The organism is Paenibacillus sp. SYP-B3998 (assembly GCF_010820665.1).
In the GTDB taxonomy this organism is placed as follows: Bacteria; Bacillota; Bacilli; order Paenibacillales; family NBRC-103111; genus Paenibacillus_E.
On the sequence record NZ_JAAIKC010000009.1, the window covers coordinates 98,593 to 123,880 of the forward strand.

Annotated in this window: 26 protein-coding genes and 1 tRNA gene; 9 read left to right on the top strand and 18 right to left on the bottom strand. The window is 44.5% G+C overall.

The features are described 5' to 3' along the window. Positions 1 to 8 precede the first annotated feature (8 nt). A complete protein-coding gene (locus GK047_RS20625) occupies positions 9 to 1,064 on the bottom strand; it encodes a M23 family metallopeptidase (RefSeq protein ID WP_481856033.1) in 1,056 nt (351 codons plus the stop codon). Positions 1,065 to 1,169: 105 nt separating this feature from the next. Between GK047_RS20625 and larC2 the strand changes: the two genes are divergently transcribed. Continuing rightward, the gene (gene larC2, locus GK047_RS20630; protein ID WP_163951166.1) at positions 1,170 to 1,655 is read left to right on the top strand and encodes a nickel pincer cofactor biosynthesis protein LarC2; all 486 of its coding nucleotides are present in this window, start codon (positions 1,170 to 1,172) and stop codon (positions 1,653 to 1,655) included. 28 nt (positions 1,656 to 1,683) lie between these two features. Here the strand turns inward: larC2 and larC are convergent, their stop codons facing one another. Genes larC through larE form a run of 3 tightly spaced genes read right to left on the bottom strand, consistent with a single transcriptional unit; the run spans position 1,684 to position 4,263 of the window. Further along, positions 1,684 to 2,631: a nickel pincer cofactor biosynthesis protein LarC gene (gene larC / locus GK047_RS20635; RefSeq protein ID WP_163951169.1), complete on the bottom strand. Its 948-nt coding sequence runs from the start codon at positions 2,629 to 2,631 to the stop codon at positions 1,684 to 1,686. A 10-nt stretch (positions 2,632 to 2,641) separates the two neighbouring features. Next, positions 2,642 to 3,418 carry a nickel pincer cofactor biosynthesis protein LarB gene (gene larB / locus GK047_RS20640; protein WP_163951172.1) on the bottom strand — a complete coding sequence of 259 codons (777 nt, stop codon included), beginning with the start codon at positions 3,416 to 3,418 and terminating at the stop codon, positions 2,642 to 2,644. After that, positions 3,415 to 4,263 carry an ATP-dependent sacrificial sulfur transferase LarE gene (larE, locus tag GK047_RS20645; protein ID WP_163951175.1) on the bottom strand — a complete coding sequence of 283 codons (849 nt, stop codon included), beginning with the start codon at positions 4,261 to 4,263 and terminating at the stop codon, positions 3,415 to 3,417. Before larE ends, larB begins: the two co-directional genes overlap by 4 nt. A 154-nt stretch (positions 4,264 to 4,417) precedes the next feature. Here larE and lipA point away from each other — a divergent pair, with 154 nt between their 5' ends. Together lipA and GK047_RS20655 are read left to right on the top strand one after the other, a co-directional pair. Next, entirely contained in the window at positions 4,418 to 5,299 is an 882-nt protein-coding gene (gene lipA, locus GK047_RS20650) for a lipoyl synthase (protein WP_346010366.1), read from the top strand. A 40-nt stretch (positions 5,300 to 5,339) separates the two neighbouring features. Further along, positions 5,340 to 5,657: a YutD family protein gene (locus GK047_RS20655; protein ID WP_163951181.1), complete on the top strand. Its 318-nt coding sequence runs from the start codon at positions 5,340 to 5,342 to the stop codon at positions 5,655 to 5,657. A gap of 55 nt (positions 5,658 to 5,712) precedes the next feature. Here the strand turns inward: GK047_RS20655 and GK047_RS20660 are convergent, their stop codons facing one another. The 4 genes from GK047_RS20660 to ylbJ form a co-directional block, all read right to left on the bottom strand. Continuing rightward, positions 5,713 to 6,525, bottom strand: a complete 813-nt coding sequence (locus tag GK047_RS20660; protein WP_163951184.1) for an NAD kinase — start codon at positions 6,523 to 6,525, stop codon at positions 5,713 to 5,715. Positions 6,526 to 6,592: 67 nt separating this feature from the next. Then, a complete protein-coding gene (locus tag GK047_RS20665) occupies positions 6,593 to 7,300 on the bottom strand; it encodes a flagellar brake protein (RefSeq protein WP_240344069.1) in 708 nt (235 codons plus the stop codon). Between the two features lie 99 nt (positions 7,301 to 7,399). Continuing rightward, positions 7,400 to 10,000 carry an alpha-glucan family phosphorylase gene (glgP, locus tag GK047_RS20670; protein WP_240344070.1) on the bottom strand — a complete coding sequence of 867 codons (2,601 nt, stop codon included), beginning with the start codon at positions 9,998 to 10,000 and terminating at the stop codon, positions 7,400 to 7,402. A gap of 1 nt (position 10,001) precedes the next feature. Further along, positions 10,002 to 11,240, bottom strand: coding sequence for a sporulation integral membrane protein YlbJ (gene ylbJ / locus GK047_RS20675; protein ID WP_163951188.1), 1,239 nt, complete (start codon positions 11,238 to 11,240; stop codon positions 10,002 to 10,004). Between the two features lie 281 nt (positions 11,241 to 11,521). On the opposite strand from ylbJ, the gene GK047_RS20680 reads away from it, so the two are divergent. Further along, a complete protein-coding gene (locus GK047_RS20680) occupies positions 11,522 to 11,914 on the top strand; it encodes a globin domain-containing protein (RefSeq protein ID WP_163951191.1) in 393 nt (130 codons plus the stop codon). A gap of 48 nt (positions 11,915 to 11,962) precedes the next feature. Continuing rightward, the gene (locus tag GK047_RS20685) at positions 11,963 to 12,664 is read left to right on the top strand and encodes a DUF2225 domain-containing protein (RefSeq protein ID WP_163951194.1); all 702 of its coding nucleotides are present in this window, start codon (positions 11,963 to 11,965) and stop codon (positions 12,662 to 12,664) included. A 59-nt stretch (positions 12,665 to 12,723) separates the two neighbouring features. Here the strand turns inward: GK047_RS20685 and GK047_RS20690 are convergent, their stop codons facing one another. The 3 genes from GK047_RS20690 to GK047_RS20700 are packed head-to-tail and all read right to left on the bottom strand — an operon-like array spanning position 12,724 to position 14,265. Next, on the bottom strand, positions 12,724 to 13,824 hold the full coding sequence (locus tag GK047_RS20690) for a GGDEF domain-containing protein (protein WP_163951197.1): 1,101 nt from the start codon (positions 13,822 to 13,824) through the stop codon (positions 12,724 to 12,726). 36 nt (positions 13,825 to 13,860) lie between these two features. Next, entirely contained in the window at positions 13,861 to 14,097 is a 237-nt protein-coding gene (locus GK047_RS29800) for a hypothetical protein (RefSeq protein ID WP_163951202.1), read from the bottom strand. A gap of 3 nt (positions 14,098 to 14,100) precedes the next feature. After that, a complete protein-coding gene (locus GK047_RS20700) occupies positions 14,101 to 14,265 on the bottom strand; it encodes a YycC family protein (RefSeq protein WP_163951204.1) in 165 nt (54 codons plus the stop codon). Between the two features lie 157 nt (positions 14,266 to 14,422). Between GK047_RS20700 and GK047_RS20705 the strand changes: the two genes are divergently transcribed. Next, on the top strand, positions 14,423 to 16,222 hold the full coding sequence (locus tag GK047_RS20705) for a M3 family oligoendopeptidase (RefSeq protein WP_163951542.1): 1,800 nt from the start codon (positions 14,423 to 14,425) through the stop codon (positions 16,220 to 16,222). 75 nt (positions 16,223 to 16,297) lie between these two features. On the opposite strand, the gene GK047_RS20710 is transcribed toward GK047_RS20705, so the two are convergent. Continuing rightward, a complete protein-coding gene (locus GK047_RS20710) occupies positions 16,298 to 17,356 on the bottom strand; it encodes a methyl-accepting chemotaxis protein (protein WP_346010367.1) in 1,059 nt (352 codons plus the stop codon). An 8-nt stretch (positions 17,357 to 17,364) separates the two neighbouring features. Continuing rightward, the gene (locus GK047_RS30420; protein WP_346010368.1) at positions 17,365 to 17,538 is read right to left on the bottom strand and encodes a hypothetical protein; all 174 of its coding nucleotides are present in this window, start codon (positions 17,536 to 17,538) and stop codon (positions 17,365 to 17,367) included. 301 nt (positions 17,539 to 17,839) lie between these two features. Between GK047_RS30420 and GK047_RS20715 the strand changes: the two genes are divergently transcribed. Beyond that, complete coding sequence (locus GK047_RS20715; RefSeq protein ID WP_163951205.1) at positions 17,840 to 18,208, top strand: O-methyltransferase; 369 nt, start codon at positions 17,840 to 17,842, stop codon at positions 18,206 to 18,208. A 193-nt stretch (positions 18,209 to 18,401) separates the two neighbouring features. Then, positions 18,402 to 20,360 carry a fibronectin type III domain-containing protein gene (locus GK047_RS20720; RefSeq protein WP_163951206.1) on the top strand — a complete coding sequence of 653 codons (1,959 nt, stop codon included), beginning with the start codon at positions 18,402 to 18,404 and terminating at the stop codon, positions 20,358 to 20,360. 269 nt (positions 20,361 to 20,629) lie between these two features. On the opposite strand, the gene GK047_RS20725 is transcribed toward GK047_RS20720, so the two are convergent. Further along, the gene (locus GK047_RS20725) at positions 20,630 to 20,977 is read right to left on the bottom strand and encodes a hypothetical protein (protein ID WP_163951207.1); all 348 of its coding nucleotides are present in this window, start codon (positions 20,975 to 20,977) and stop codon (positions 20,630 to 20,632) included. A gap of 279 nt (positions 20,978 to 21,256) precedes the next feature. Between GK047_RS20725 and GK047_RS20730 the strand changes: the two genes are divergently transcribed. Next, positions 21,257 to 21,328: transfer RNA gene (locus tag GK047_RS20730), tRNA-Lys, on the top strand. 55 nt (positions 21,329 to 21,383) lie between these two features. Here GK047_RS20730 and GK047_RS20735 read toward each other — a convergent pair. The 4 genes from GK047_RS20735 to GK047_RS20750 form a co-directional block, all read right to left on the bottom strand. Continuing rightward, entirely contained in the window at positions 21,384 to 22,187 is an 804-nt protein-coding gene (locus GK047_RS20735) for a Calx-beta domain-containing protein (protein WP_163951209.1), read from the bottom strand. Between the two features lie 146 nt (positions 22,188 to 22,333). Then, positions 22,334 to 23,143 (bottom strand): ABC transporter ATP-binding protein, encoded by an 810-nt coding sequence (locus tag GK047_RS20740; RefSeq protein ID WP_163951210.1) that lies wholly within the window; start codon positions 23,141 to 23,143, stop codon positions 22,334 to 22,336. Between the two features lie 32 nt (positions 23,144 to 23,175). After that, a complete protein-coding gene (locus tag GK047_RS20745) occupies positions 23,176 to 24,225 on the bottom strand; it encodes a FecCD family ABC transporter permease (protein WP_163951212.1) in 1,050 nt (349 codons plus the stop codon). Next, positions 24,222 to 25,241, bottom strand: coding sequence for a FecCD family ABC transporter permease (locus GK047_RS20750; protein ID WP_240344071.1), 1,020 nt, complete (start codon positions 25,239 to 25,241; stop codon positions 24,222 to 24,224). The genes GK047_RS20745 and GK047_RS20750 overlap by 4 nt, the downstream gene beginning before the upstream one ends. Positions 25,242 to 25,288: the final 47 nt, after the last annotated feature.

A 25,288-nucleotide genomic window follows, 5' to 3' on the forward strand; every position in this document is an offset into this window, starting at 1 on the left:
GGGGCGGCTTATTTGCTTGTTCCTTTGACACGATCTTCGCGCTCCCATTTACGCAGGGAAGGATAAGGATCGAAGCTCCATTCTGTGAGGCCATTATCGCGGTAAAGGCCAAAATGCAGATGTGGAGGGAACTTTCCGGATGTACCAGGTTTACCATAACCAGAGCTGCCTACCCTCCCAATAGTTTGGCCGGGCTTTACAATATCGCCTTCTTTGATTCCTTTTTGAAACCCGGATAAATGCGCGTAGTAATGGTACACATTATTGATATCGCGAATCCCGATTCGCCAACCACCATAAGGATTCCAGCCTTTAACTTCAATAATGCCGAAGCAAGTGCTGCGGACGGGGACTCCATATCTGGCGAATAAATCTGTACCTTCATGGATTCGGTGTCCTCCCCAGCCGCGGCTATCCCCCCAAGTGCTTCGATAGGAGTAGTCAGCCTGAATAGGCAATGGGAAGGCGTGCTCGGCCAAATCCAAGGTATTTAGCGAAGCGAAAATAGTGGCAAATTGCTTAATGCGCTCGACGCTCCTTGAATTTTGATAATAATTCCATAAGCTTATTTGTATATTTTCTTCACGAAGGCCTCCTTTGCTCATAAGAAAAGCCATAGATGCAAGTACGTCCAAATCATTGTTGCGATCAACAATACCATCACCTGAGCCATCTTTACCGTATCCGCGGAAGAAGGCAATACTTTTTGGATTCGTATCTTGTTGATTAGGATTTAGGATGCCTGTCCAATCTGACGGGCTGAAATAAATGCTAACCAAAGTTGGTTGGATCGTTCTTTTTTTAGCTATATTCATGGTTCGTTCGTACTGGTCGACTGCCGCTAGGTAGGCCCATGGAATACCTGATAGCGTGCTTGTTTTCTCAAATAGATCTTTGCGCTCAGCGGATTGGTTTTTATCTTTTTGGGCAGGCGCGAGCCCTTGTTCAGAGGATACGGCTTGAGAGGCAGCGCTGACGGTATGAATCTCCAGCTCTGCTGCGACTAGGAGGAAACTAAGAACAAGAACCCGCGGCCAAAAGGATCTGCTATTCATCGCTATCATCCTTCCTGAAATGTTAGTGCTTAGCATGTACCGTTCAAGTGATATTTATCCCCTATCTTTCGTTTACAGCTCGTTTTTGCTATGATTCCTTTTGAGGTGGGGAACGTGAGTTTTGATCATAGGGAAGAGCACATCGATCATGAAATGCTATTAATTCAAGCTAATTTGGATGATATGAATCCAGAGTGGGTTTCTTACATTATGGACAAGCTTTTCGATTATGGAGCAAATGATGTCTATATTGTGCCGATTATTATGAAAAGAGGCAGGCCGGGCATTATGCTCAATGTATTGGTAGAAGCCGAGCTTCTCACTAAGGTGGAGGAAGTTATTTTCAGTGAGACGACGACGCTCGGCATCCGTTATCTGCATGCGTCCTGTCATCGGTTAGCCAGAGAGTTTCAGCAAGTGCATACGCGGTGGGGACCTCTACAGGTGAAGGTAGGCTACCATCAAGAAAAGCTAGTGCAGTATGCTCCTGAATTCAAAGAGTGCGAGCAGGTTGCTAAGCAGTATCAAGTGCCGCTGAAACAGGTGTATGACGAAGTGAGAAAACAATTTATAGAAAGTCAAAAAAACGCCTCCTCCTGACTTGCAGGAAGAGGCGTTTTGATTAGCCCTATTGAGGGACTGGATCGGTGCTCGAATGGTCCACATGATCGTGCGTATGCTCACTGTGTGGATGCCGGTTCACATGATTACGGTCATGTTCGTGTGTATGGTTGTGCGTATGAGGATGTTCATGCTCATGATGATGGTGATGATCTTCGTGAGCATGCGGATGCCCATGTTCATGTGAAAGATGTTCATGGGTGACTTGCCATTTGCCGATGTACGGATCGACTTTGCCGACGACGACGCGCAGTACATTGGGCTGGTTAGGCAAATCTCTTGTTCCTGCACCATAGCCTATCGTATCAACGATCATCGGTGGAAAGCTCTTGGAGAATTCGTCAACAATACCAGAAATAATGCCTGCTCCCGTTGGAGTGGTTAGTTCCAGACTATAGTTCGTTGATGCAATGGGCACACCCCGCATCATCTCTAGCGTAGCAGGAGCGGGTACTGGGTAAATGCCGTGATCGATGTGAATGGTACCCGAGCCTAGTGGTACAGGTGAAGCATAAATACGCTCAATTTGGAGGGAATCGATGGCGAGGGCCACACCAACAATATCAACGATGGAGTCAATGGCTCCAACCTCATGGAAATGCACCTTTTCAACAGGGATTCCATGGATTTTTGCTTCAGCGATGCCTATTTTTTGAAAGATCGCTAAGCTAAGGGCAGTAACACGTTCATTGAACCCAGCGGATTCGATAACTTTCACAATTTCCGAGTAGTGCCGATGATGCTTCGGAGGGTGCTGCGGATCAAGTAGTACATCAAGCTTCAGAGCGGAAATCCCGCGTTTAACGACTCGTTTCCACTCTAACAGGTAGGGCTCAAGCTTGATTTTGGTAAGCTCATCTTCTATGTAAGCACGATCTGCTCCAGCATCGACCAAGGCACCAAGTGTCATATCTCCGCTGATGCCGGAGAAGCAATCCAAGTACAAAATTCGCATTCTGGGAACCTCACGTTCGTTTTGACATATTTTTATTGATTAATCCTGCGTAATATCCAGCCCCAAAGCCGTTGTCGATGTTGACAACGGAAATACCTGGTGAGCAAGCGTTGAGCATCGACAAGAGCGGCGCAATACCTGCCAGGTTTGCGCCATAACCGACGCTAGTCGGCACGGCAACGATCGGCTTGGAAACCAGTCCGCCGACGACGCTGGCGAGCGCGCCTTCCATGCCGGCAACGATGACAATCGCGTTTGCACCGCGAATGAGATCCAGCCGGCGGAACAGTCGGTGAATGCCAGCTACGCCAACATCGAACACGCGTTCGACATGGCTGCCGAGGCATTCGGCTGTAAGGGCAGCCTCCTCCGCTACAGGAAGGTCGGAGGTGCCGGCGCAGACGACGGCGATGTAGCCGTCGTGGACTCTAAGCATCGGGCGCTTGAACCAAGTGAGCGCCCGCGCGGTTTCGTGGTAGGTGATCCCTCCCACGGTAGCAACAACATGGGCGGCTTTGGCCGCGTCGATCCGCGTGGCTAGCACGCGGTCGGTATGCTCCATGAGCCTCCGGAAAATGACCTCGAGCTGCTCGGGCGTCTTTCCTTCCCCGAAGATAACCTCGGGGAAGCCCGTTCTCTTTTCACGCTCGATGTCTAGCTGTGCAAATCCAAGATCAAGGTTACCCGGCCCTGCGCCGATGCCATCCTTGATGATTTGCTGCTTCGCTTCTTCTACGTCCAGGTCACCCGTCTGGACGAGCTTTAATATCTTTTCCAAATCCATCATAAGGATGCTTCTTTCACTTTTTCTTTGGTTTCTTTGGACAAAACTTCGTTCATACTGCCGGTTCTGTAGCCTTGCAAATCTAACGTTACATAGGCAAAGCCGAGCTTGCTGAACTTTGCATAGATTGCATCGCGGTGTTCGACAACTTTATGAATTTCATCAGGCATAACCTCGATGCGGGCAATTTTATCATGGTGACGAACGCGTACTTGGTATAGACCGAGTTGAGACAAGAAATATTCGCCTTCGTCTAATTGATCAATTTTCCATTTCTCTATTTGGGTGCCATAAGGAATACGAGATGACAAACAAGCAAATGAAGGTTTGTTCCATGTTCGAAGCCCAAGCTCTTTGGAAAGTTGTCGGATCTCATCTTTCGTCAGACTGGCCTCTTGCAGGGTGCTGCGAACGCCTTGCTCGTTCTTGGCTTGGAGGCCTGGGCGATAATCGCCAAGATCGTCCATATTGGAACCATCTAAAATATAAGGGTAGCCTAATTCATTGGCTATCTGCTGCAAATGTGAATAAAGTCCCGTTTTGCAATGATAACAGCGGTCAGGATTGTTAGCGACGAAGTTTGCATTCTCCAACTCTTTGACCTCAGTCTTAAACAGGGGAACGCCAATTTGTTCAGCAAGCTCAATGGCTGCATCGAACTCCCGTGAAGGGAAGGTTTCAGACGCCGCAGTCACTGCTAAAACTTGATCGCCAAGCTCCTGCTGCGCGCGTTTTAAGACGAATGTACTGTCTACGCCTCCGGAGAAAGCAACAAGTACACGGCCCATTCCTCTAAGGATTTCTCCTAACCGTTTGTCCTTGTCGCGTGTAGTTTCTTGTATGCTCATTTGTATTCCCTCCCATACAGCCTATATATATGCTGAGCTGCTTTGGTACATCTAGGTTCAAGTGTATCACAACTGAAAGGCAAAGTGGATTGTTTTGTCAAGCATTCATGTTATAATAACTACAATGAGAAACTATATAAAGGCGGGATTTATAGTGCCTACTAAGCCACTTGAGAGAAAACCGGATTGGCTCAAAATCAAACTCACCACAGGTGAGAATTTCAAAGAAATAAAGTCCATGATGCGTTCCAAGACGCTGCATACGGTTTGTGAAGAAGCCAAATGTCCGAATATACATGAATGCTGGGCGAATCGCACGGCAACTTTTATGATATTGGGTGATATTTGTACAAGAGCTTGCCGTTTTTGCGCGGTCAAAACGGGACTCCCGAATGAACTAGACCTTCAAGAACCGGAGCGCGTTGCAGATGCTGCCCTTCAAATGGGGCTTAGGCACTGTGTCGTAACATCTGTTGCCCGCGATGATCTGGAAGACGGAGGCGCAATGATATTCGCGGAAACCATCAAAGCAATTCGTCGTAAAATGCCAATGTGCACCGTCGAAGTTCTGATTCCTGACTTTCTTGGTCGAGAGGCCTCGCTGGTCACTGTTCTGGAGGCGAAGCCGGACATTCTAAATCACAATATTGAAACGGTTGAGCGGATGTCCGATCGAGTGAGATCTAAGGCGAAATATCGTCGCTCACTTGAATTGCTTGAGCGTTCCAAGCGAATCGCTCCGAACATTCCGACCAAATCCAGCGTCATGATTGGCGTTGGAGAGGAGTGGGACGAACTACTGCAAACGATGGATGACTTGCGAGGGATTCATTGTGATATTATGACGATCGGTCAGTATCTTCAGCCATCGCCAACGCACTTAGCCGTGAAGAAGTATTACACGCCAGAGCAGTTTGCCGTACTTAAAGAAGAGGGCATGAAGCGAGGCTTCAAGCATGTGGAATCAGGCCCAATGGTAAGAAGCTCGTATCATGCTCATGAGCAGGTGCAATCTGCCTCTGCAACGAACGCTTAACACTTTAGACGGATCTTAGAAAGGAGAGCTTCCTAACAACATGATCCATATCGCAAATAAAACCTACGAATTAGTGACTGATCACAAAAATGGCTGGAACTTTGAAGTGTTCCGGGATCGCTTTAGCGAAGTGTTGGAGCGCTACGATTATATCGTGGGAGACTGGGGCTATAGCCAGTTGAGGCTCAGGGGATTCTTCAAAGAAAATCATCCCAAAGCCACGAAGGACAGCTCCATTGCTGCTTTTCAGGATTATATGAACGAATATTGTAATTTCGGTTGTGCGTATTTCATTATTGAAAAAGTAAATGCTAAGCAGCCAGCGCCTGCAGAAACTAGCGGCGTGTCCGTTCCATAGCAAGCTAAAAAAATACGCCCTTATCCGCTAAAATAGCGAATAGGGAGTATTTTTTTTATTTTAATTCATAACCGACGAACGCTTCTCGGACCCGATTCCAGAATGGGAATGAGCGAAACCGCGCAAATTTCACCTTCGTATTGGAAGCTACACGGCAGCGGATAGAGACGACATCATTACGCTGCATATACAGATGATCAAGCGAAAGGAGCATGTTCTGATGCGCTTTCGGGTAAATGTCGCAGTGATGATGCTTAGGTAAAATGATCGAAGATCCCAATGTCCGGTATACACGATTATTGATCGATGCAATTTCTGCAATCTGAATCGCTTCGAGGGACGGATGCACCATCGCGCCGCCGAGGCTTTTGTTGTAAGCTGTGCTGCCAGCAGGTGAAGAAATGCAGATGCCGTCACCCCGGAACATTTCGAACATTTCATCGTTTATGTCGAGTTGCGCTACAAGGGATACCTCAACACCGCGCAGTGTGAACTCATTGAGCGCAAGATGCGTTTCGACACCTGTCTCGGTTGTGATTTCAATTTCAACTAGCGGATACTGTACTGCACGTAGCTCTTCGGGGGTTGGAACACTAAACATCAATGCGGCTAGATCGTCCAGCTCGTTAGGCTTCCAATCGGCAAAAAAGCCCAAGTGCCCAGTATGGATACCGACAAAAGCGATACGATCTAACTGCTGTACATATTTATGAAATGCTTGAAGCATCGTACCGTCTCCGCCAATCGAAAGGACGATATCGGGATTTTCTTCGTCCCTAGGCATGCCATGTGCGGCTGCGAGAGTGTGGAACCTCTCCGTTAACTGCTTGGAGACTTCATCCCCTCGTTCAATCACATTGTATTTCAATGTTTTTCCTCCTAAGAGTTTTGCTTTAGCAAAACTGGCATCGTAAGCATTGACTCTAAATTAAATATTAGGTGACGGTTTCGGTTGAACAGTATTTCTCAATTTCCTGCAAGATCGTTTCGGGGGTATGCCTGAATTCGACTGCAGCCTTGTAGGATTCGTTACTAAAATTGGTAACCCGGACAATTTTACCATAGACGGTAATTGGCAGCGGATAGTGTGGCAGGATGAAGCTTAATTCCAAAAATAACGGATAAATGAGTCTGCTTGTTGTAATGAAAGAAAGACCTCCTGCGCTGATATCGAGCAGTTGCCCAGAGAATGCAACCCCTTTGTGTGAAGATAGCCCACGAATACCAACGATTTGTAGCGTGATGGGTGTACGAACGGACACCTTAGCACGGTTGAATTGTCGACTTTGATAACTTTGCATCTCTTCTGGTATTGTGAGCGTGAGTAAGCAGTGCGTTTTCTTTATTTCGAGTTGAATAAGTTCGACGTAGGAAAAATATAAAATGCCCCGGTCTTTAAACGAAAATTCAATAAAAGACACGTGCTCAAGCTTCTCAAAAGGGTACATGCCTGGTAGTTCCAAGGTGACCGTAAATGAGGAATCGGAGATTTTGTCTATTGTAAAATGGTCTTCATAGCAGAAGGGTTGTCCATCCTTCGATTCACCGACGATAATAAGTCGGCAGTTGGCCTTTGGTGCGATTAACTCTAGTTTTAGCGCTTTATTCCAATCCATAGCATCACCAATTGGATAGATTTGCATTCATAAACCGTGAAACAGAACGTGACTTCTTCTTTCATAATAATCAATAAAAGAAAATAAGAAAAGCCCCAAACGGGGCTTTGTCATAGAAGTTGCTCCTTACTGCCATGTTAAAGTGCTTGTAACCAGAGGAAGTTCGAAGGTATGAGCAAAGTTTGAACTAATGGGTCGAACGCGTACGGAGAAGTGGGGGCCATGCACGAGGTGTGATGGAATCGTGGCTGTATATTTCTGTGTTTGATCGATAAGCTCACCGGTGGGGTCCATAGGAACAATAACTTGTTGCCAGGAGCCGCTATTTTCTAAATAGTAAACAGTTTCAACGATTGTATCTAAGGGCCAAATAGGACCGAATAAAATGTCTGCTGTAATTTCTTTTGTAGTTTGCTGATCCTGAACAGCAGGGAGTTGGGTTGAGGTTTTGGCGGAACGATCATCAATGCCAGTTATTTTTACATGATACCAATTACTGCTGATAAACCTTTTGTAATCGGCCACCTTGGTAGCGACATCGTATCCATTTTGCGCGAAACGACGAGCTCGATCGGCGGTCGGCAGGTAAGTCAGCTCGGTATAGTCTTGAACCATGCGATGTGTATTATAGACAGGACTTAGTGACTCCATTGAACGCTTCATTCGATTAATCCATTGGTGAGGAAGCGAGCCCTGATTGTAGTAAAGGGGAATGATTTCTTGCTCCAGAATACGATAAATGGCTTCTGTATTCTCTTTTTCCTGAGCATTCCAATCAGCAGCGGCCGCTGATCCGATTGCCCATCCATTGCTCCCATTGTAGGCTTCCTCCCACCAACCATCCAGCACACTGAAATTCAGAATACCATTCAACGCGGCCTTTTGGCCGCTAGTTCCACTTGCTTCCAAAGGTCTGCGCGGATTATTCAGCCACACATCAACTCCTTGGACTAAGTAGCGAGCCATATTCATGTCGTAATTTTCTAAAATGACGATCTTCCCGAGAAACTCTTTCTTTTGCGAAACGCGGTAGATTTCACGAATAAGCTCTTGCCCTGGCTGATCAGCGGGATGAGCCTTCCCAGCAAAAATAAATTGCACGGGTCGTTCGGTATCATTAATGAGCTTTTTAAGTCGATACACATCGTTAAAAATTAAATTAGCTCGCTTATAAGTAGCAAATCTTCTAGCGAATCCAATCGTCAGCGCTTTGGGATCGAGATAGTGCCTGATTTCTTCTAAACGCGCCTCGGGCTCTCCGTTGCGTCTGCGCTGCTCAAGCAGGTTGCGTCTTGCAAAGACGATCATCTTCTCCTTCAACTGCATATGAACCTTCCAAATCGATTCGTCAGGAATCACATCGACCGCTTGCCACTGATGCTTATTTGCTTGTTCTTCTCGCCAAGATCCAGGGAGAAAGCGATCGAGAAGTGCTTTCCATTCGGGCGCTATCCATGTGTCCAAATGTACGCCATTCGTAATCGAGTCAATGGGTACCTCGCTAGCATCGATGTTGCCATGGAATTCGCGAAACATCTCACGAGAAACTTGCCCATGCAGCTTACTAACGCCATTGCGAAGTCCTGCTGTATGCATGGCAAGGTGGGTCATATTGAATTGGCCCGTATGATGATCTAAACCGAGCTCAACAATTTGCTGTTTATAGCGAGATAAATCCTGAAGCAATGGACCTAAATAATGCTCAAGCGTACGGATTGAGAATGTATCGTGACCTGCGGGTACAGGTGTATGTGTCGTAAACACTGTCGCAGATCGAATCGTTTCGATAGCGGCATGGAAAGGAAGGCCAAGATGCAGCAGCTCTTTTAACCGCTCCAAGGTGAGGAAGGCAGCGTGGCCTTCATTGATATGATACACATTCGGATAATAGCCGATGGCCCGAAGCGCTTTTACACCGCCGATACCGAGCACGATTTCTTGCGCAATTCGTGTATCATGATTTCCACCATATAGCTGAGCAGTGAGCTCGCGGTCGGTTTCATTGTTAGCGGCATGGTCAGCATCCAACAAATAGACGGTAGTTCTTCCTACTTGAACGCTCCACACTTGTAAAGAAATTGTTCGACCAGGCATATCAATAGATACAATGAGGGGGTGATTATCTTTCCAAACAGGCTGAATAGGTAATTTTGCAAAGTCATATTGAAATAATTCAGCTTGTTGCCCTCCTGAAGCATCAATTTTCTGTGTGAAGTATCCCTTTTTATATAAAAGACCTACGCCTACTAAAGGAATACCCAAATCGCTTGCTGATTTACAGTGATCACCAGCAAGGATGCCGAGTCCTCCTGAATAAATAGGCAAAGATTCATGGAAGCCAAACTCCGCTGAAAAGTAGGCAATTTGAACGTAACTACGATCAGCGTGTTTTTTTTGAAACCATGTGCTTTCACTCATATACGAGTCAAATTGAGAAATTACTTTACCATAAGCAGTTAGAAACGATTCATCATTACCGAGGGTTTCTACCTGTGAGTCATCTAAGTCATGAAGCAATCGCACAGGGTTATGACCGGATTGTTCCCATAACGATGCATCGATACGAGCAAACAGCTTCAACGCATCTGGGTTCCAGCTGAACCATAGATTGTGGGCAAGATCCGTCAGACGCTCGATCGCTTGCGGCAAGGGTCTCGTTTCTTTCGTTAAGGCAGCTTGCATATCTTGGTGTCCTCTTCCTTTGTCTGGATTTTCGTGAATACCCATATTATCTTGTTCCACCAGCCTTTTCATACATAAGTTTAAGAAAGGAGTATGCGAAAAAGAGAAGCATAATGACAGAAACCGAGGTCAGAATAATCATCCCACTGACAGGTAGCAGGAGTTGTATAAAGCTTGACAGGGGAGATGCGGCGTTGTATTCCGGCAGAAATACGGTCATTTGTCCTCGCAATTGCTGCATAGGGTGCCAAAATACGAGCACAATAGCAGCGGAGAGAAGAGCGTGTACAAAACGTGCCGTTACAAAAGGGAAGTATCGCAGATTCGTCTGGCTTAAGAGGCTTACGACTTGAGCATGTACGGAAAGACCGCCCCAAGACAGGATAAAAGCAGCGATGGCAACTTTGTTGGAAAGAACAAGTGAGGCAGCAGATGAGCCGGCAGCCTTCACACCAAGTGTTACTTCGAACAATCCATTCATGACTGCCTGCGATAGTTCGTTGGGGAGACCTGTTACTTGCAGAATGGACTGGATGAGGACATACATCAGATTCATGGCTTTCGCCGCGGTTAACACTTCCAATACAACGGAAAAGAAAACAACCAATCCCCCAACAACGAAAATCAAGCTGAGGGACTGAAGAATCGATTGGCTAAGCAGCGCGCCTATCGCTCGGCCATCGCTCAACCTAGCTGTGTGCATCGCATGGAAGGCTCGCTTCCAGATCAAGCCCTTGCTGGGGGCCGTATGCAGGGTAGGGATGCTCTTCCTGCCGTGGAACCGCATGATTAACCCAATGAGCACAGAGCCGCCGTAATGGGCAATAGCGAGGATAATGGCTAGCGACGCATCATGGAAAAAACCGATTGAGACCGCTCCAATTAGGAAAATCGGATCGGAGCTTGTAGTGAACGCGACCAGTCGTTCACCTTCTTCTCTATTCACCAGCTTCTGATCCCAGAGCTGGGAAGTTAATCTGGCGCCAACGGGGTAACCAGCGGCAAATCCCATCGCCATGACGAAGCCTCCGATGCCTGGGATGCGAAAAACGGGGCGCATCATCGGATCGAGCAGCGTTCCGAAGAAATGAACGATCCCGAAGCCGAGCAGCACTTCAGAGATAACGAAAAAAGGGAATAACGCGGGAAACAAAACATCCCACCAAATAGAAACACCGCGCAAGGCAGCGTTCAAACCGTCATCAGGGAAAAGAAACAAACAAATGAAGATCGCAACAATAACGAAAACGTTTAATAAAGCCGTGGTAAAGTTTCGTTTCGGCATAGCAGGGGACACCTCCTTCTTTCACTATATGAAAAGGGGTGGACATACATGCCGTCCCGAAAAACTTGGTCTTTGGTACTGTTCACTATTTATTTTTATGGTAAAATAGAACTAAGTTAAGTTCTTATATCCTTGCAGCGGGAGTGATTCTTATGACTGGTGTGATTGCTGGTTTCCTCGTATGTGCTTTTGTGTTTGTCATTCGAGAAACATTAATGAACGCGGCTGAAGAGGATTTAGAAAACTACTAAAAGTGAACGCAGTTAGAGGGGATATGCAGCATGACAGACAGTGCTCGCACTACGTTATTTGAATTAATGGGGGGAGCCGAGGCGGTTCGCCGAGTTGTGGATGCCTTTTATCCGAAAGTGCAGAAAAACCCATTGCTGGCGCCATTGTTTCCTTCAGATATTACACCTGTTATTGAAAAGCAGAGCTTGTTCCTAAGCCAATTTTTTGGCGGACCTTCCTTATATTCCGATCACTATGGGCATCCCATGATGAGGGCAAGGCACATGCCGTTTCCAATTACAGTGGAGCGCGCAGATGCATGGCTTAGTTGCATGGCAGAGGCAATGGAGGAAGTAGGCTTACCTAAGGATCTTCGAGATTTTCTATTAGAAAGATTGAAAGGTTCCGCTTATCACTTTGTGAACACGCCTGAAACGGACTAGTTCTATACACCTACACTAACTACTTCTTACATAAGGTGGGGTTTCATCATGTTTGAACCTTTATACGATATATCGGTGACCTGCACATATTGTACTGGCATTTATAAGACGAAGAAAGTTCGCCCCAGCTTCAAGAAAGCGTTTAAAACGGACGCCGACTTCTGCTTATATTACAAGGATATCAATCCTGATTATTATATCGTGCGAATTTGCCCCTTCTGTGGATACGCGCACACGGAGAACTTCTCTGATAAATGGAAGCCTGCGCAGAAGGAAATGTTCAGTTCTAGAGTGGCGAAGAACTGGAGCATGCGTAATTATTGCGAGGACCGCACGTGGGAAGTTGCGCTGCAAAGCTATAAGCTTGCTTTGCTCAGTGCGCAGATTAAGGAGGAAAAGCCGAGGCTTGTGGCTGGACTCCTTCATCATATCGCGTGGCTGTATCGCGATTGCAACAATTGGGAGCAGGAGAAGCGGTTTCTGAATTTTGCGCTTGATGCTTATGTGAGTGTCTATGAGACCGAAGGAACGGATATCAATAACGCCCGCTTAATGTATCTTATAGGTGAGTTGAATCGTAGGTTGAGTAATTATCAGGAAGCGGTAAAGTGGTTTTCTCGTATAATTAATGATCGTAAGATCATGGATGCGAGTATGATACGAGCAAGTCGTGAACAGTGGATGGTCACAAGAGAGGATATGTTGGCCTCTCGATTGGAATTACCTGAAGAAATGAAAAAGGCTACATAAATGAAAATGAACGCTTATCAATTTTGGGATGCGAGCTTGTACCCAGAACTAATAAGCGTTCATTTTTGATTATCCATGTTAGCACCGTTGTAAAAAGTGAAACGGTTTTTACCATTATGTTTGGATTCATACAGTGCGTAGTCAGCTTCAGAGATGATATGCTGCAGCTCTGCCTGCGGCGTTTGTGTGATAGAGATTCCTATTGAGATGGTAATTGATGGTTTATTGTTGGGGTTAGACTTATCGAGAAAGCGGTCGGCTACAGACGTGCAAAGTCGCTCAGCATACACAGCAAGTTGTAAAGGATCGATCTCTGTGCTCAGAAGTACGAATTCTTCGCCACCATAACGAGCAACGTAATCCTGTTCATTGATGTGATGCCTCAGCACACTGGCAATATCCCGAAGCAGCTGGTCGCCTTCCAAATGTCCATAGTAATCGTTATATAGCTTGAAGTTATCGATGTCAATCATCATAATAGATACCTTGCGCTTTCGCATCGCATTGCTGGCTATTGAGATAAAGCTACGCAAGTTAGGCAAGTGAGTTAATCCATCTTGATTCGCTTGAAGCTCTAGTTGTCGTTGAAGCCGCCAGTTCTTATTTTCATCATTGACCATCGCAACAATGAGGATGAACGCAGCCATCATGATAAAAAGCATAAACAACTGGTCCGCGGCGTATTCCAAGGAGAGACTATGGGCTTGGTAGGCGTGGGTAACCAATCGCACGATGAACACAAGGGTGCATATTTGTAGGCCATGACGAATAGGAATGTCCAAGAAACCATTCCGGTATTCTTTATTATGAAACAAAGAACTAAGTAATGCAGGCGCTATAAGATCTTGGGCAACAATGAAGATGCCATGGTTTTCATGGAGGATAAAACTGTAGCCAGCAGGGAGTATAGTGGATAGTAATGCTACAGGAAGTCCGTAACGCAAGCCTGCCATAAACATCGGCAAGGATCGTAAATCAATCAAGCCAAGTGTTTGGGGAAGTGGTTCGAGCATCATAATGATGCTCGCCAAACCCGTAAGCAGAGGCGCGAGAAGGTGCTCATACGACTCAATGAGCATCTTGCCGCGCACCTTTATCGCGATGTAGTTTAGGGTGACTAACGTACATGCGCTTGTTAGAGGAATGAGATATTCATTCATAGGGGCTTTCTCTACTCCTTAGCCCGTAAGCTACGATTATTTCTTTCGTATAGGGCAGTCCGCTAATAAATAATCGCGGTCTGTATCGACGAGTGTTAGCTTATTGTAACAGCAAGGAAACACTAGCAGTTTTTTCATGCCTTCGTGAATGGATGTCAGTTCGCGGATTTTGAGTGGTAACAGCACATTGGAGCTATGGCAAAAGGGACATTCCGCCACATAGACGTCCTTCATTATAATCTCATAGGGCCAAGTGTTTGAGAAAGGTATCAACGGTTACTTCGTTTCTGGGTTACTGACATCAGATGACGAAGCTTTGGCAAGCTCGGCTAGTTTTTGCAGTAAAATGTGTTGTGGCATATGCATCAAATGTTCTAGCGGCACTTTGAGCTGTTCGGCTAGCTTAATTGCTGTCTCTGGAGAAATTTGTAACGGTTTCATAATGAAATACACCTTCCTGTTCCGGATTGTCCTCATAGAACTATACTTAATTGATATCATACTTTTTACCTATAAGCAATGCTGACATTGAGGATAATTGGCGATCATAGGTTGTTTATGATTTAATAATAGAAGGAAAGGATAGGTGATAAACTTGTTGAAATTACCTCTTAGTCAAACGTGGAATTTGGACTCTTTTTTCGTAGGTGGCAGTGAATCTCCTGCGTTCGCTTCATTTCTAAAGGAGTTACAAACTTCTATTGCCTTATTTCAAGAACAAATTGGACGTACCCAATCACCCCAACATGCAGATGATACTGCTTCCTTAACGAAGCTAGTTGAGTTACTTCAACAAATTCTAAAAAATATTAGCGAGGCAGATTCTTTCGTAGGATGTTTACTTGCTGATAATCAAAAAGATAAGAAAGCGGCAGCTCTTGGCGGTCAGGTCAAAAGTTTATATGCTGAGTTTCTATCTTCACGAACGAATTTTGATCAAGTGTTAGCTGGTATCCCAGATGCTGTATGGAAGGTATTGTTGGAAAAAGAGCCTTTTCAAGCTTTGGCGTTCCCGCTGAGCGAGCGCCGTGCGCTGGCTCAAGAGAAGCTATCCCCAGAGCAGGAAGCTTTAATCAATGATTTAGCCGTTGATGGCTACCATGGTTGGGGCGATCTGTACAATACGACGGTAAGCCAATTCCGGATGCCTGTTGAAGTTGATGGCGAGACAGTGGAATTATCCGCAGGTCAAGCTTTCAATAAGCTTCACACAGAGAACCGTGAAGAGCGTATCGAGCTATTCGGGAAATGGGAACAAGCATGGGCAGACAAAGCCGATTACTGCGCAGAAGCTTTGAATCATTTAGCTGGGTTTCGTCTTCAAGTTTATAAATATAGAGGCTGGAAAACGATACATAAAGAACCGCTTGCCATTAATCGTATGCAAGAGCAAACGCTGAATGTCATGTGGGATGTCATTGATCGGAACAAAGCAATCTTCGTTGATTATCTCAACCGTAAGGCGAAGCTGATGGGCGTTGAAAAACTTTCTTGGGTCGATGTGGATGCGCCACTGGGCGATTCTTCGAAAAAAATCTCTTATGATGAGGGCGCTGGCCTCATTGTGGATCAGTTCGATCGATTTAGTCCAAAGCTTGCGGCGTTCTCGGCGCAAGCCTTTGAGAATCGATGGATTGAAGCCGAAGATCGAGCGGGCAAACGACCTGGAGGATTCTGTACGTCCTTCCCGGTAAAAGGCGAGACTCGTATTTTTATGACCTATGGCGGTACGCTTAACAATGTTTCCACGCTTGCTCATGAGCTTGGTCACGGCTATCACCAACATGTGATGAACGATATGCCTGCATTAGCACAAGAGTATGCGATGAACGTCGCAGAAACGGCATCTACTTTTGCGGAGATGATCGTTGCTGATGCAGTCGTAAAGAGCGCGACCTCCGATGAAGAGCGAATTGTTTTGCTCGAGGACAAAATCCAACGCGCCATCGCGTTTTTTATGAACATTCATGCGCGGTTTATCTTTGAAACGAATTTCTATGAGGAACGTCGACAAGGTCTTGTTAGTGTCGAGCGTTTGAATGAGCTGATGGTAGAAGCGCAGAAAATAGCTTACAAAGATGCGCTGAGCAGTTACCACCCTCATTTCTGGGCGGCAAAATTGCATTTCTACGCGACGGATGTTCCCTTTTACAATTTCCCCTACACGTTCGGATATCTGTTCAGTGCAGGCATCTATGCAAGAGCGGTTCAAGAAGGTACGGCCTTTGAAGATAAATATGTGGCCCTGCTGCGCGACACTGGCAGTATGACTGTCGAAGAACTGGGACAGAAGCATCTGGGTGTTGATCTGACACAGCCCGATTTCTGGCAAAGTGCAGTTGACATGGCCATAGAAGATGTTAAGCAATTCATGGCACTCACGGAAGACAAGGTTTAACACATCGAGAATGGCGTTTCTCGGTATAATCATAAAGAAGGCTATCCCTGTCATAAGGGGTAGCCTTCTATTGATTTACAACTTGAATATTTGAATCGTTTGTTGAAGCTGAGTAACGACACGTGTCATTTCTTCTGCTTGAATAACGATGCCTTTAACGGTGGCGATCTGCTCGTTCATTGATGCCGATACTTCCTGCGTGCCAGCAGCGGATTGTTCTGTGATTGCTGATATGTTTTCCATCGCTGAAGCTATTTGCTCAGAACTCGTAAGCATTTGCTCGCTTTCTTCGGCGAAGCGGGTAATTTCCTCGGAAATAAAACCGACACTGCCAACAATTTCGGCAAACACGATTTCGGTTTGATCAATTAAGAGTGTTTGCTTTTTCACAACATCTTCATTCACTTGTATGCTATGAATCGCATCCCGGATGCCTTGCTCAATGCTCTTCACGAAGCCGAATACCTCACGCGTAAGCGAAGTCGATTCTTCAGCAAGCTTGCGCACCTCTTGAGCAACTACAGCAAAGCCTCTACCATGCTCACCGGCACGTGCTGCCTCAATAGAAGCATTAAGTGAGAGCAGGTTCGTTTGTTCTGCAATTTCCGATATCGAGCGAGTAACGCTGCTAATTCCTGCGGCTTGTTGAGCTAATAAATTAATCGTTTCAGATACTTGCTGAGTGACCTCTACGTTTCTTTTCATGCCAGCGCCTTGGCTCTCGACCGAGGTGCGTCCTTTTTCCACAAGGGCCATCATTTGATCAGAACGAGTTTTCATTTCTTTAGCTGAGCCTGAATAAGTAACGACTTTACTTTCTATGTTTTTAGTCGTTATGGATACTCCGGACACTTCTTCCGATATTTGTCCCGCCCCTGAGGCCAGTTCATGGGCAGAGATGCTAACTTGTTCAAGCACGGTTCGGAAGCTTTCATTTTTCGTATAAATATCCCGGCTTGTTTGAAATACCTGCTTTGAAATCGAGCCGGTATCCCTAAGAATGTCACGAAGCTTATCGATCATTTTGTTAAAAGACTGCCCAAGTTGCCCCAATGTATCGTCGGATGTAACAGCTACCTTTTGAGAGAAGTCGCCTTTGGAAATGTTAAGCGCAATTCTAGATAATTCGGTCACTGGTTCTGTTAACTGCCCTTCAAACCATTTGATGAAGGGATAGCTGCTCCCCAAAATAACAATAGAAAAATAATACCGAGTAAGCGGTTCCAATCTGTCGCGAACGTAACAATTAACATAAATACGGAATTCAATCCAATTAGCGCATAGCAACCGAGCTGTAATTTCTTTCTAAACGACATAGACGATAAATTACCCATTTGGCCAACCGACTCCTCTGCGAAAATTGTAAATTTATGCAAGAATCTAAGGTGTCTGTTTGAAATTATAACACTGAAGCTGGAAACATTCTACAACATTTCGACAACATATTCAGTTAAATTTGTGCATCTTTGGGATAGATATAAATACCTATTTAATTATCAGGAAAAATATTCAAAATTTCGGGAAAATTGTGTTGAATGTTAATAAGTAGTAAAGTATAATAGGCCTATAGTCATATATTACATAATATGACAAAATATGAGAATGAGGAGTGAAGTAATGAATTTGGATCAAATTCCATTATCTAGACAGATTGATTGGGTATTTAGGGAGATTAAACATGAGCTATCTCATGTGAGTTCTGGTACTGTATTTATGCACATTCGTAACAATACAGTTGGTAAGTTTGGTATAAAACATTTGCCGATGGAAAGTAAGGGGGGAGTGCTGCCAGAGATTAGTACTAAAGGTTTAACCGAGTTACAATACCAATCCTTCCGACAGATGGCTATCGAATCGCTTAAGTACAAGAAAAATTGGACCCATGGTGAAATGATGTTTGATTTTACAATTAAGCAAAATATGCTATCCGCAAGTATAATGTTTGAGAGTAACTACAATATGGCTAATTTCGCAAGAACGGTTTAGCACTTATAATTATTAATTTTAAATAACAAAAGTGGGCTCCTGAATTTATCAGGAGTCTTCATTTTTAAATTGAAGAATAATTTTATATTTCCTTATAATCAAAATAATAGATAGTATTCCATGATATGTTTAGACATAATATGACATTAAATGTATGATCAATGTCGATTAGACATATGAAGGAGAGATTGGATTGAAAAAGATCATTCAGTTATTATTCAGTACTTTATTTTTAACACTGTTGTTTATACAAAGTGTTGCTTTTGCTGAGGAAGTAAATTTGACACCAGCAATGACTTCGAACACGTCACCATCTGGAACCGTGTCAGCGAGTAGTGTGTACTATGCATCTGATTATGCAGCTTGGTATGCATTCGATAAAAGAACTGGTGCACCAGCCCCTTGGATTGCAAAAGAAGCTACAGGATGGATCAGGTATGACTTTGGTTCATCCAAATCAATTGTTACAAGATATGAAGTTACATCTAAAGACCATGAAGCATACACAAGTCAATCCCCTAAATCCTGGGTTCTTGAGGGTTCTGATAATGGGATTTCGTGGGATGTGCTGGATACTCAAACGAATGTGTCGAATTGGGCTAGAAGAGAAAAAAGATCATTTAAAATTCCGAATATCACTGATTACAAAATGTATCAAGTAAGGGTGACACAAACCTTTGGAGGTGTAGTGTCCGTAGAAGAGATTGGTTTGTATGGGGGGATTGCTGCAGCAGCACCTAGTACACCGACTAACTTAAAAGCAACCGCAGGGGATAGCTCAGTGAAGTTGAATTGGACAGCCAATACAGAAATTAATATTGGCGGATATAACATCTATGTAGATGGTATTAAGTTAAATACAACTCCGATAGCAACAAATAGCTTCAATGTTACAGGATTGATCAATGGAAGAGGGTATGGTTTTCAAGTATCAGCGGTTGATAAGAAGGGTGCTGAATCAATAAAATCAGTAATCGTTGACGGAACCCCAGTTTCCCCACTTCCTGCAAATCCTTCTGGACTAACAGCAATAGCCGGCGATAGAGAGGTTTCACTTTTGTGGAACATGGTTTCAGGTGCTACTGGATATAACATTAAACGATCTACAACTGTCGGTGGTCCTTATACTACCGTTGCAAATAATGTATACACTTCTCTTCCCTATAAAGATACAGCATTAACGAACGGAACAACCTACTATTATGTGGTCTCGGCAGTTAATACAGGCGGGGAAAGCGGCAATTCTAATGAAGTATCCGCAACCCCTGTTGTCCCGATACCTGCAAATCCATCAGGATTGGTGGCAACGGCTGGAGATGCGGAAGTATCATTGTCGTGGAACATGGTTCCTGCTGCTACTGGATATAACATTAAACGGTCTACAACTGTTGGTGGCCCGTATACTACCGTTGCAAATAACGTCTATACTTCTCTTTCTTATACCGATACAGCATTAACGAACGGAACAACCTACTATTATGTCGTCTCGGCAGTTAATGCAGGTGGAGAAAGCGGAAATTCAAATGAAGCATCGGCAACACCGCAATCACCAATAACCTCCTTAAACGTAATTATCGCCGAAGAGAAAGTTAAAATTGGACAAGAATTTACGTCAAACATTGCCTTGAAAAATGCAAAAGATATTTATGCAGAAGATTTCACAATGAAATATGATAATAAATTATTTGATTATGTTGGTGTAGAAGAAGTCCCTGGGTACAAAATCTACAACAAACCAACGGATCAAAATGGGGAACTTCGATTCATCGTTGCGAGCCAAGGAAAGAATTTTGGTATTACTGGTGAAAAAACATTCCTCAAACTGAAATTCAAAGCGAAAGCTGCTGGAACAGGTAAAGTGGATGCACTTAAGTGTAGAATAGCAGACACGCAAAAAGAATTTGATTTAGTTGAGGGAGCTTGTTCTGAGGACACAGTAACCGTTGAGGGTGTAAAGGACGTTAATAGAACAGGTGAGTACACGCTGCTCGATCTATCGATTGATGCATACTATTTTGGAGAGCTAGCTTCAAACGCAGATCCATCCAAATATGATGCCAACCAAGCTGGAGACGAATATGTAAAAGACGAAGACCTTGTATTTATTGCTAATCAAATGATCAATAATGCAAACTATACGCCTAATAACTAAATGTACGTTTTTATATCCCTGTTGGCTAAGGCCAATAGGGATTTTCTTTAGCCTTACATTACGAACTATATTTTTGTTAAATAGTGCGAGTACATGATTGATAGCGTTTGGATTATAAGTCTTGATAATGAGACGACTAAACAGGTGTGATAACCACTAAAACCAATAATTCCACACAGTAAAAAGCCTCAGGGGCTGAAACTCTCCTAAGGCTTTATTACTTTCGTTTCTAAGAGATACCCTCAAAGGAAACGTGTGTTAGAGAAATATTAGAATGACGGTTGGTAAAACGTAACTGATGTATTAGGCGTTTCACCTTTACCTGTAATGGTGTAAGTATCTAAAGGCAAATTCGGTACTGAAAAGGAGAAATATCCTGGTGAAGAACTCGTTGCTCTGTAATCAGAGAAAACAACTTGTCCACTTGAATTTGTTACTTTGAAGCTACCTTCTGGTCCATATAAGCCAGGAGTTCCTCCGTAAAGGTTGCCAGAAAAGTGAAGAGTTCCTTGGCCATGAATTTGAACACTGCTTGTAGATGCTGACGCTGTTGCTAGGGGGAGTACACTAAAAATAGCTAAACAAAGTAAAAGAATAGTAATCGCTCTTTTTCTCACAATAATTCATCCTCTCGTCCAATTAATTGAAATAAAAGGGAATGAGTCGTGTTAGTAGGCAGAACGCTGGCCAGCACTTTCTTTGTTTATGTAATCCCTTTCATAAATATACCATTATGAAGAATAGATTGTATATATTTCAATTTAAAGTTTCGTCGTTTAGATGTAAATTATGACAAAAAATTCATTTGTTATCATTTTAAAAGGGATTTTCTTTTGATAAGATTTAACATTGACCCAAATAAGCCAATGTGTTACAATATTTTAACGGTCATACGCAGGTCCGTAGCTCAATGGCAGAGCAACCGGCTCTTAACCGGTAGGTTGTGGGTTCGACCCCCACCGGGCCTATACTAAAATAGCAATCCCCTTGCATAGGTTTCGTGTAAGGGGATTTTTTTATATCCTAGTCATCATCCCTAATGATGAAAGTGGTCTCATTATCGGTTCCAATTGCATCCGAATTGAATAATTTCAAGGAGAACGTCTCTAGACGTTCTTTCCTTGCGTCATTAATTAGCTGTACTTGAATCGTTTTACGTGTGTCGCCCTTCGCGAATGTCAACACACCCTGTTTGGCAATAAAATCCTCACCTGCGATAGCAGATCTATTGATTGTCGTATATTTAACAGTTGCGACGTTGTCGCTGCTAGAACGAATCACACTAACCGTTGCTGTTCCCGAGTGTTCGTTGACGAACTGCAATTTGGAATCAAAATTCAGCTTACCTGATGGCCCTGGTAATTGGTTTGTTTTCACAGTTATGGAAGGGTTAATAACTGAATAATTACTGTCGTAATCCATTGCAACGATGTAGAATTTATAAGAAGTATTCGGAGATAGATTGTTCGCGACATAAGTAATGACGTCATCGTCATTTGGTACAGGAACACTTGTATCGGAACAGTTCGTTTCAACTTTATGGACTTCATAGAGTGCTACTCTGGAATCGCCCTCAGTTTGTGCAGCGTCCCAAGTTAATTTAATGCTCGTTGATGTAATTTCGGAGGGAGTAATTACTAAATTAGGGAACCATGGCAGGTGTGGGGATGCAACTGTTGCGGCGGTATCATTTCCATCGCTTCGTGTATGTTCGCAATTTAAATAAACGGCAGAATGTCCATCTGCTGCATAGGCTGATATAGTTAGCGGAAACGACAAAAATCCTACCAACAGGATGCCGATCAGGTTCTGAATGAAATTCCTCAAAATAGCGATCCTCTCCTTCAAAATTCACTGTTTTGATACTTTTTGTATCACGCTTATATCATAACATGGTTTACATAAATTGGGCGATAAAATTTATTCGAAAAAAGCATCCCGCAGTTCAGAACATGACTGCGGGATGCTTTATTTTATACGAGGGACAGTGTGCGTCCCTTGCCGTATGGAATGCACATGGGTGTGCCGAAGATAGGATCAAGGATAACACGAGACTTCATATCAAATACATTTTGAATGAAGGCCTCGTTCACGATCTCTTCTGGAGGGCCTTCGGCATAAGCAGAACCATCTTTGATCGCGACGATATGATGCGCGTAACGGCAAGCGAGATTAATATCGTGGAGCACCATCACGATCGTACGCTGTTCGTTCTGGTTTAAATCGAATAATAAGTCAAGTACATCAACTTGATGCGTCAAATCTAAGTAGGTGGTAGGCTCATCCAACAGAATCGTGTTCGTATCTTGCGCTAGTGTCATGGCAATCCAAGCTCTTTGGCGCTGTCCACCAGATAAGGAATCTACGCTTCGATCCGCGTAAGGGAGCATATTCGTTAACTGGAGAGCATGTTGGACTTTATTCTCGTCTTCAGCGGACCACTGCTGCAGCCAGCTTTGGTAAGGATAACGGCCTTGCTTTACAAGTTGAAGCACGGTTAATCCTTCAGGAGCAGAAGGGCCTTGCGGAAGGATAGCCATACGTCTGGCTATTTCCTTGGTTGATAGCTGGGCAATTTCTGAGCTATCCAGTAGAATAGTACCTGATTTTGGTTTCAAAAGTCTAGCAAGTGAACGAAGCAGCGTTGATTTGCCGCATCCGTTACTGCCAATGAATACCGTGATTTTCCCTTTTGGAATTCGGATATTTAAGCTTTTGAAGATGGTGCTGTCGCCATATGTCAACTGAAGCGATTGTGCTTCCAGAGCCGTGTCGCTGATCATGAATGTGCTCTCCTTTTTGTAAAGCTTGTAGGTTAACCGCGATTTCTACTGCGATAGAGTAAATAGATGAAGATAGGTGCCCCGATCGCTGCTGTGAAAACACCTGCCGGGATATCTAATGGATGAAATAGTGAGCGCCCCACTAGGTCTGCTAAAAGCAATAAGAGAGATCCAGTAAGGGCTGAGACAGGAACGAGTGCACCGAAGCTTGGGCCAACCAATTTGCGGGCAATATGGGGCGCCATAAGTCCGATAAAGTTGATGGCTCCGCCAAAAGCAACAGCGGCCCCTGCAAGAGCAACGCTGAGCATAATTAAAAGGAAGCGTTGACGTTGAACATGGCTGCCCACACTGCGGGCGATATCTTCGCCTAATGATTGAATTGTAACATGTCGCGCAAGCAGAAAAATAACAGGGATTAATAGCGAAACCCATGGCAGCAGCGGATAAACGGCCTTCTCCCACGAGACGCCATAAATGCTTCCCGTCATGAACGTTAAAGATTGATTCGCAAGAATGATTGGCCCAGAAAGCATCATCAGATAGGAAATCGAGCTCATTGCGGCTGTGAAGCCCGTCCCAATCAGAACAAGCCGCAGCGGAGTGATGCCGTTCTTCCAGGATAGCGTATAAACGAACAAAGTGGCGCCGAATGCACCGGCAATAGCGGCAACAGGAAGCCAATGAATACTGATTTTATCCGAGAAAAAAAAGAAAAAGGATACAGCCCCAAGCGTAGCTCCACCTGTTGTGCCAATCGTATCTGGTGAAGTGAGCGAATTGCGCACGATGCCCTGCAAAATGGAACCCGCAACGCCAAGGGAAGCACCGATTAACACGGCAACGATCACCCTAGGCAGTCGTAAAGAACGAACGATCAGGTTACTTGGATCCGTTCCGTATCCAAAAATGGCGCGAACGACCTCTGTCGGTTTGATGTAAATACTGCCAATCCCCGTGCTAAGTATCATGACAACAATGACAGCTAAGAGTAAGAACAGAGAAACAACAATTGCTTTTTTACTAATGAGATAGGAAAAATTTTTACCTCGTATTGTTATATAACGATTTGGATGATTCATTTCAGTAGCCCCCCTTTACGAGCAATATAGATGAAGAAGGGAACTCCGAGTATCGCGGTTGTTACACCGACATGGACTTCTTTGGGCATGATGATAAACCTTGCGGCTATATCAGCACCAACTAGCAGGATGCCGCCTAAGATGGCGCAGTACGGGATGACCCACCGATAATCGACACCGACGATAAACCGGACGATATGAGGGATGATAATGCCTACGAAAACGATAGGGCCGGCAACAGCCACAGAGCCGCCAGCAAGCACAACAATAACGACTGCCGTAATAAATTTAACAAAAACAGTTCGTTGTCCTAGTCCTTTGGCCACATCCTCGCCCATTGAAAGGACATTCATATGAGGGGAAAGAAATAGAGCGCCAATCCACGCAAGCAGCATATAAGGAAAAACGGATTGCAGCATGGCCATTGTACGTCCTTCAACCGAGCCAACGAGCCAGTACAGCACTTGATCGAAAGCTTTGCCGTTTCCGAGGAGTATCCCTTGTGTTAAAGCTGCAAAAAAAGCGGTCATGGCCGCACCGGCGAGCGTGATTTTCATTGGAGTCAGTCCATCGCGACCTAATGATCCTAGACCATAGACAAGGGCTGAACTGACAGCTGCCCCTGCAAAAGCAATCCAAGCATATTCAGTTAAGCTAGTAACATTGAAGAAACTAACGGACAGAACAATAGCAAAGGCAGCTCCTGAATTAATGCCGAATATACTCGGCGAGGCAAGTGGATTGCGGGTTATTGCTTGCATGAGTGCTCCAGCAACAGCTAAACTTCCTCCCACTAGTGCTGCAATTAGCGCTCTCGGGATTCTGACGGATTGAATAATGATAGCGTCGTTGGACTGATCAAAATGCTTAAAAGTAGTAATGACTTGCTCCCACGAGTAATTGTGGAGCCCAAAGCGCACACTGCCAACCATCATTAAGCCAAGGCAGCAACAAGCTGCTAGTAGTCCGATCGTTCTATAGAAGTGGTGAAGTGATCTTTTTTTCGAATAACTCATAGATAGGTGCCTGCTTCCCTTGTAGATGCTCATCTAATATTAAATAG